This window comes from Zavarzinella formosa DSM 19928 (genome assembly GCF_000255705.1).
Classification (GTDB): Bacteria; Planctomycetota; Planctomycetia; order Gemmatales; family Gemmataceae; genus Zavarzinella; species Zavarzinella formosa.
On sequence record NZ_JH636443.1, the window covers coordinates 585,953 to 594,227 of the forward strand.

6 protein-coding genes are annotated in these 8,275 nt (G+C 60.6%); all 6 read right to left on the bottom strand.

Annotation, left to right across the window (positions count from 1 at the left end; genetic code table 11):
- Positions 1-173: 173 nt before the first annotated feature.
- The gene (locus BGIM_RS0127900) at positions 174-2,855 is read right to left on the bottom strand and encodes a bifunctional YncE family protein/alkaline phosphatase family protein (protein ID WP_029630661.1); all 2,682 of its coding nucleotides are present in this window, start codon (positions 2,853-2,855) and stop codon (positions 174-176) included.
- A gap of 386 nt (positions 2,856-3,241) precedes the next feature.
- Positions 3,242-3,499, bottom strand: coding sequence for an addiction module protein (locus tag BGIM_RS52745; RefSeq protein WP_157369471.1), 258 nt, complete (start codon positions 3,497-3,499; stop codon positions 3,242-3,244).
- Positions 3,500-3,579: 80 nt separating this feature from the next.
- Positions 3,580-5,325, bottom strand: a complete 1,746-nt coding sequence (locus BGIM_RS0127910; RefSeq protein WP_020472990.1) for an ATP-binding protein — start codon at positions 5,323-5,325, stop codon at positions 3,580-3,582.
- 39 nt (positions 5,326-5,364) lie between these two features.
- A complete protein-coding gene (locus BGIM_RS0127915) occupies positions 5,365-5,643 on the bottom strand; it encodes a (2Fe-2S)-binding protein (RefSeq protein ID WP_020472991.1) in 279 nt (92 codons plus the stop codon).
- On the bottom strand, positions 5,640-6,704 hold the full coding sequence (locus BGIM_RS0127920; protein WP_157369472.1) for a DUF1573 domain-containing protein: 1,065 nt from the start codon (positions 6,702-6,704) through the stop codon (positions 5,640-5,642). Before BGIM_RS0127920 ends, BGIM_RS0127915 begins: the two co-directional genes overlap by 4 nt.
- A gap of 588 nt (positions 6,705-7,292) precedes the next feature.
- On the bottom strand, positions 7,293-8,275 hold a 983-nt coding region (locus BGIM_RS66020), incomplete at its 5' end, for a LysM peptidoglycan-binding domain-containing protein (RefSeq protein WP_390567673.1).

The following is an 8,275-nucleotide window of genomic DNA, read 5'->3' on the forward strand; positions in this document are numbered from 1 at the left end:
CGAGGACTCGCAACTCCCCCGGCCTGACGGACTCCACCGGCTTTTGGGTCCGGCGTCCGTGAAGGCACTTGTAACCATATCTCGTGGAGACGCAAGAGGTTTTCCGGCCAAATCGACGGGATTACCAAAATCCCCGCACCTTGTCAGGGATATCACTGACAAGGACCGATCACTCAATCATCATCGTCGTCGTCATCGTCGTCCTTTTCCTTCTTCGGCAACGGCAGGAAGAAAGCCGCCCGCACGGGCGGGGGCATCCGGGAGGCGGGGCCTTTGACGGACTTCCAGATCACCTCGTTGAACTGCAAATCGTCGGCTTGATCTTCCTTCGCCAGATTGGCTTTCCCGGACCAGTCGGCCCCCCAAGCCCCGGCGACATTGATGGCCTTCAGATCGGTCTTCGGAATCTCGTGTTTATAAGTGGAGAAGTCCGGCGTGCCGGTGAACGAGTGATACATCGGCCGGGCGGCGGCGTCGAACTGGCTCATCGGCTTCAGGCCGAGGATTAGTTCGATGGTGCGGAGGATGCTGGACGTGGAGTACATCGTCGAGTCCACGTATTTCTTCTTCGTGTATGGGGAGATCACCAGCGACACGACGCGGTGGGCGTCCACATGGTCGGGGCCGTTTTGGGCGTCGTCCTCAATGACGAAGATGGCCGTGTCTTTCCAGAACTTGCTTTCGCTCACCGCCTCGACGACCATGCCGAGCGCGAGGTCGTTGTCCGCGACCATCGCCGTCGGTGTCGGGGAGCCGACTTTGGTTCCGGCGGTGTGGTCGTTCGGCAGTCGCAGAATGGTCAGTTGCGGGAATCCCCCTTCTTTCTCGAAGCGTTTCACTTCGCCGATGAACCGCTCCGCCCGTTTCACATCAAGGTATCCCAAGTCATAACCGCGGTACTTCGGGTCGAAGTGCCCTTCCAGTGCCTTCACCTTGGCCTTGCCGTCGCCGAACGTGCCGTCCTTTTTCTTGTAGCCGTTCTCGATCCATTCGCCGTAGCTCCGGTAGGTGACGCCGGCCTCGGCGGCCCGGTCCCAGATGTAGCCCCCGGCCGGGCGGGCGATGTAATCGAAGCTCCCCTCGGCCGGATAGGTGAAGCGTTGCCGCGGCGAACCTCGGTAGTTCATCGGCCAGGCTTTTTCCACAAAGTCCGTGGCGTAGGCCCCCATCGACCATTCGTGGCCGTCGGCCGAGACTTCGCCGTCCACATAGATGTTGTCGAGCAGCACGAATTGCTTGACGATCTTGTGATGGTTCGGCGTGATCGCCTCGGGGAAGAGGCACAGCCCCGCTTCGCCGTTGCCCTGCGGGATGTCGCCGAAGACCTGATCGTAAGTGCGGTTTTCCTTGACGATGTAAATGACGTGTTTGATCGGCGACTTGTCACCCACTTTCTTCGGGATGGGGTTGTCCTCGGGAACGCCCTCAATGTTCGGCAGCGAATCTTTGTGTAGCGGGCTGCAAGCGTAGGCGGTCTTGCTATAAGCGGTCATCTGGTCCGGGGTGGGCAGGTCGATGATGCCGACGGTTCCCTTGAGCAGATTGCCGATGTATTCGTAGAGATTCCTCGTCGGCATCAGGGGATTTGGCCCGCCGCGATTGCTCTTGGAGACGAGCCCCTTGCCGTTGGCGACGTAAATCTTTTTGTCGGCGTTGTTGTATCGCACGGATGTCGGATACCAACCGGTGGGGATGAATCCGAGCGGCTTGGCCGTCTTCGGCTCGGCGACGTTGAAGACGCTCAGGTTGTTCGCGTCCGCGTTGGCGACGAGGAGCATCGGCCCCTCGGGGATCAGCGTCAGGCTGTTCGGCGTGTTGCCGCTCGGGGCGGCCGGATAGAGGGCGCAGTTGATCGTTTGCAGCGGCTCGAATGTGTCGAGATGAAGCACGCTTACTTGCGTCGAGTTGGCGCACGCCACATAAAGGGCGCGATTCTTCGCGTCGGCGGCCATCTCCGTCGGGTGCAGGGCCGTCGGCAACCGCTTGACGACTTCGTTCTTCTCCAAGTCAACCACCGCGACGGCGGATTCGCCCCACAGGCTCACAAACAGGAACTTCCCCTCCGGATGAACGACGGCTGCGTAAGGGTGGGTTCCCTTCTCGTCGAGATCCTTCTTGGGCGGGGGATTGTCTTCGCCGTCCTTCGGCTCCTTGCGGCCGTCCGGCGGGCTGGGTGGGTCGCCTTTCGGCTTGCTGTCTTTCTTCGCCGGAGGAGTGAGGCCCAGTGAGATCGCCGTCTTGTTCTCCGGGTTCTCGGCCGGAACGCGGACGACGATGTCCCCCCATGTGCAGCACGCGAACAACTCCCGCCCGGCGGCGTCCATCGTCAGCCCGCCGACGACAAGTCTTTCGCCGCTTCCGGCCAGATTGATGGTCTTCGGGTTGCTCAGCAAGCCGCGGGCGAACTCGAATTCGTGAACGACTTCAAACTCTCCGCCGCTGGCGTACAACCGCCGGCCGTCGGGCGAGAAACAGAGGCCGTAAAAGGCTTGATCGACGGTCACCCGGCTGATGATCCGCTGCTTTGCCTTGTTGAGGTCGATAATCATCACCTCATGTTCCTGCATTCCGGCGTGCAACACGGCCAGATACTGCCCGCTTGGGTGGAGGGCCTGGTTCACCGGAAAGTTGCCGACTTCGATCTGCTTGCCAACCGGCCGTAACTTCCATTGATTGGGAAGCTGCACCGTTCCATCGGCCTGAAGCCCCGGCAACACCCGAGGCGCCGGCGCCTCAGCCTTCCTCGGCATCGGCGGCGGCGGTTCATCCCCCTTCGGTTTTTGGTCGATGCTGGCAAATAACACCAGTGTGCCAAGGAGGCAAACGGCCAACGCCGTGAGAGATTGTGATCGCATGAGATGACATCCAGGGTCGGGCAACCGATGGGGCCATTATGCGGAGGAGGCTCGGCCGGGGACACCGGCGATATGTGGAGATCCGGTGAAATTGGATGAAAGGGAAGTCAACGACCCAGCCAATAACCGGGCTCGCGAGATGAGTGCGCAATGGCCACGATTTGAACAGAACCGTCACGCCTGATCCGATGCTGCATGGGAATTTTGTCAAAATGGCTTCGCGATGAATCCTGTCAATCAACGCATAACGCAATGGATGATCTGAAAGGATGGAAAACACATCATTGATGGCTGTTTCAAACCGAATGGCAAGTTGATCGTCTTCATTCGCATACCATTCCAACGCACCTGCGAATTCGGTCTCGGCGGCCGGGTGAAACCACACCTCAGCCATTGCCAATCTCCGATTGTTTTTGCCGGATCGATTCCCATGCCCGGCGGCGGACTTCTTCCCACGGAACCAGTTGGACTTCTCCCGCATCGATCTGAGCGGAGCGACGGCTCAGTTCTTCAGCCCATGCGGGATGAAGAGTGGAAGATTCCACTTCGCGGACATTGTCCAATAATCGCCCGGCCAATTTGATTTGATCGTCTTTGGATAGCACGATCACCGCTTGGTAAAGATCATCGACAGTGTCTGGCATTTGGTTTTGCTCCTTCACCCAAAAGGCATCTCATCTCTCAATGAGGAATCCTCAAAAAGATGATTCGGGTTCGCAGAGGATCAATTCGCCTCCGGCGCCTCCGGGGGGAAGGCGGGCATTTGCATCGTGCCGCCCAGTTCGGCGATCAGGGGGCTTTTCATCGGCAGCCGCAGGATGAATTTGCTGCCTTTGTTTAGCTTGCTTTCGACGGTCACGTCCCCGCCGTGCTCCCGGAGGATCTTGCGGCTCACCGGCAGGCCCAAGCCGGTGCCGCGGGCGCCCTTCATGCTCACGAAGGGCTTGAAGATCTCGTTAATTTTGTCCGGTTCGATGCCCCCGCCGTGATCCAGCACGATGATGCGGACCCATTCCCCGCCCGGTTCGAGCAGCGTTTGCACGCCGACATAGGGGTCTTCCCGGCCCTCCACGGCATCGATGGCGTTGCCGATGATGTTCAACAGGGCTTTGTGAAGTCCGTCCGGGTCGGCGGGGACGAGGGGAAGGCTTTGCGACAGCCGCACTTCCAACCGGGCGCCGATGTCGTCGGCCTGCGGCTGGATGAGTTCGATCACGTCCGCAATGAGTTTGTTCATCTCGATCATCTCGATGGCCGGTTCGCGGTCCTTCGAGTAGCTGAGCATGTCCATCACCAAGCCGTGAATCTTGGCTTGGTTCTTTTCAACCAGCCGCCAGCCCTTCATCAACATGCCTTTGTCGTCGTCGGCGAGGCCGTGTTCCACCATCTCGCTGCCGAAGACCACCCCTTGCATGATGTTCTTGATGTGGTGCGACAACGCGGCAATCGTCTGGCCGACGGCGGCAAGGCGTTCGGCCGACATCATCGCTTGATGGTATTGCGTTTCCTCGACGGCAAGGGCCGCCTGGTGGGCGATGGCGATGGAGAGGGCGAGATGTTCCTCGGTGAGCTGGCCGGGCGTCTCGCCGTTGCCCTTGCGGCCGATGTCGTGGGCCTTCGTGGTGGTGTCGAGGAACAACACGCCGTGCGTCTCATGGCGCCCCTTCATGGGAACGCAAATCACTTCACGGATGTTGAATCGAGTGATGCTGTTTCCACCGGCGAAGCGGTCGTCGCGGGCGGCGTCGGAGATCAGCACCCCCTGCCGTTCTCGCAGCACCCAATCCATGATCGTCCGGCTGACGGTCATCTTCTCGGCCGTCTCGCCGGGCCGGCGGAAGCGGATGGCTTTCGGCTCGAACTTCCCCTCGTCTCCCCGCCGGATCATGATGCAGCCATGATCGGCCGGAATCGAATTGAAGATCAATTCTAAAATCCGGTCGAGCAACTGGTCGAGGTCGAGGATATGGCTGACGGCCTGCGTGGTTTCGTACATCACGCTCAGGCTGGCCAGGCGGGTCTTCAGCCACAGGCTGCCCGACTGGTCCGGCCGGGCGAGGATGCGGCTTCCCTCGTCCTCGGCGACGGTTTTCACGATGGCTGACGGGCGTTCTTCCGTCTTGGGGCCGACCATCCGAATCTGATTGGCCAGTTGCGTCAGTCCGGAGGGGCGGTCCCCCCGGTTGCCGCCGAAAACGAGGATGCTTTGGCCGATGGTGATATGATCGCCGGGGGCCAGCACATGATCCCGCACCGGGCGGGTGTTCACGAAGGTGCCGTTGGCGCTGCCGAGGTCTTTGAGGGTGCAACTGCCGCCAAGGAGTTTCAACTCGGCATGGCGACGGGACACTTCCGTGTCGTGGAGGGTGATTTGATTGTTGCGGTCGCGGCCAATGGTGACCGCCTGGGACTCCGGCAGATCAAACTGTCGGCCTTCGTCCGGTCCCTTGATGACGATCAGTCTGGCCACGCCATCTTCCCCAGGCTCGCTTCGAGAGAGGTTGAGTTGTTATATAGAGGGGGGAGTCCCTTTTCCGGCGGCGATGTACTCGGCCCGCCGACGTTCATACTCCTCGGCCGAGATCACATCCAGTTCCACCCGGCCCCCGGCCGATCCCGCCTCGAATATCTGTCGCAAAAACGGAATGCACCAGCCGCATCCCGTGCCGGCCCCGCCGCACTCCGAAAGCTGGCTTGCCACCTTGGGATGATACAACCGCACATGCTTTTCGAGCTTCCGCCGGGTGATGCGGAAGCACAGGCACACACGATCGTCCGGTCCGGTCACGGGTTGGGGTCCGTCGGAGGGGCGACGGGCAGCGTGCCTTTCCCCTCGACCGTCAGTTGAATCGATTCACCGGCGTCCGTCTTGATCGTCAGGGTCTTTTTCACGGCCCCCGGCTTTTCCGGCTGGAACAGCACGATCACCGCTTGCGTCTTGGCCGCCGTCACCGGCGGCAGGGACACTGTCACACCGTCTCCGTCTCCGTCCACCGAGGCGATCCGGAATAGCTTGTCGGCCTTCAGGAGATAACGCTTTTCCAGCTTTTTGCCGATCTCGATGTTCCCGATCTTCATGACGTTGTCCGGAACCAAGGTCAGCGAAGCCTGCACGGTTCCGGTCACGTTTACCATCAACGCCGGGGCGGCCGGGTCGTTGGTCTTGAGGACGATCTGATCGTCAAATGACCCGACGGGCATCCCTTCTTTCATCGTGGCGCTGACCAGATAGCTCATTGTGCCGGATTTATTGTCCAGCGGTTTGACGGTCACGTCGAACAATTCCTTCTTGTAGCCGACTTCGGTGATCGTCCAGCCCTTCATCCGGCCGTTGTAAGTCACAGTCACGCTTTGGGTGTTCTTGGCTCCGGCCGGGTTGACGCCGAAGGCGAACGCACCGGGATTCATGAAAATGTCAGGCCGGCTGACGGCGCGAATTTCCAGTTGGGCGATTGATTGAAAGCGTTCCCCGCTTTTGGGATGGGTTCCCACGATCACCACCGGCAGCCGGACCACCTTGACCCCCTCCACGCGGGAGGTGTCGATCTTGATGTCGATCTGGCCGGTTTCCTTCGATTCCATTTTGTCCGTGTACGCAAGCACGGAGACGCAGCCGCAACTCGGCTTCGGCTCCATGAGTTGCATGGGGACGGCGTAAATGTTCGTCATGTTGAAGCGGTGCGTGCGGACGGTTCCCTTGGGGACCGTGCCGAAATCATGGACGATCAACGGCGGCGGAGCTTCTTCCTTGCCGGTGAAAATTTTGTTGGCCCACGGCAACCCTTCCTGGGCGGCGGCCGGTCCAAGTGTCAGGAACATCAACAGGAACGGCAAACAGCGTCGGTACATCGTGGTGGTGGCCTCCTCCATGCCCGATCCGATTGGGAGTTTCTGACCGGTGAGTGAGCATCACTTCGGCCGGAAACCTAATCCGGATTGAGGGAGATGGGGAAAAGTACGTCGGGTATTCCGGCAGTTCAACGGGCTTGCGGGACGCATCAACGACCCTTGTGAACCATTGTCACCACCGGCCAACTTCCCCTTCAGTTTAGTCATCGGCCTGCCGGGGATCAATCGATAAAGCCCCGCCGGCCAAATCCCGGTCCGGATGATTGGGGCGTTCTTGAGCTTTGGGTAAAAGGCACTGTCTGTGATCGTTTGATTCGGGCCACTGATTTGGAAGATGACAAGATGACAAGATGACAAGGTGACCGGGTGACACGGAGACAAGGTGACAAAGACCGGCCACTGGAAAGGGGTGGAAATGGTGAACGACGCAAGCGGCGTCGTTTACGTAGGAAACGTTGTCCCCTCTCGTAAACGACGCCACTTGCGTCGTCATTAAAACAGATAGCTAACAAGACGACCTTCAAGTCGCCTTGTCACCTTGTCACCTTGTCACCTTGTCACCTTGTCACCTTGTCACCTTGTCATCACTTATCGCGGCAGTCTCAACGTCGTCCCCGCCGGGATGGGCTGGGTCGGATCCACGGAGGGGTTCGAGTCCCAGATTCGTTTCCACTTGTTGGGGTCGCCGTATAGTTTGCTGGCGATCTCACGGATGGTTTCGCCGGTCTCGGCTTGCACGCGGTATTCGTCGTTCACGCCGCCGACCGGGCTGATTACCGGGGCCGGAGGCGGGGCGGGGCGGGAAACCGACGGGCTGCTGGAGCCGATTGACCGGCCGCTTTCCACTGGGTTACTGGAGCCGATTGACCGGCCGCCTTCCACCGGCTCAAAGCTCAGGCCGGTGGTTCGGCCGGGGGCGCCGCCGGAACCGAGGGCGGGGCGGGGTTCGGTTTTGCCGGCGTTGGTCAGCGAGGGGAACTTTTCCTCCAGCACCCACAGCGGGGGCACGCGGATGATGCCCTCGTTCCCCTTGCGGCGATCCTTGTTATAAGCCTCCAGCGCCTGGGCATAATCGCCGGACTTGTAATACTCCTTGCTAATCATCGCATAATCGTCGCCCGCCTTGGGGGTGTGCCAGTCCTCGTCGTATTCGTCCCGCTTGGGGGCTTCCGGCGCCGGGGGCTTCGACAGCCCGCCGATCATCGGACGGGGCGTCGGCTCGATGGTAATGTTCGACGGAGCCGACGGCGTTTCGTGCATCGGCAATTTAATCTTCGTCTGGTCGATTCGCGGTTCTCCGATGCCGCCGGGGGCGGGAGGCGGCGTCAAATCGGCCGGTCCCGTCGGCGCGAGGTTCTTCGGCTCGGGATTCACCGGGAGTTTGACGGGCATCGGCGGTGTCAGCGTAATCATTGGCTGGGACACCATCGGCAAATCGTCCTTGACTGGCGCCGGTGGCGCGGGCGGGGGAGTGATGTCCAAGTGACTCGGAGCCGGCGCCACGGGAGCCATGCCGCCGTGAGGGGTCGTCGGGGTCTTGGGAGCCGGGCCGCCGGCGGGCGGAACCACGG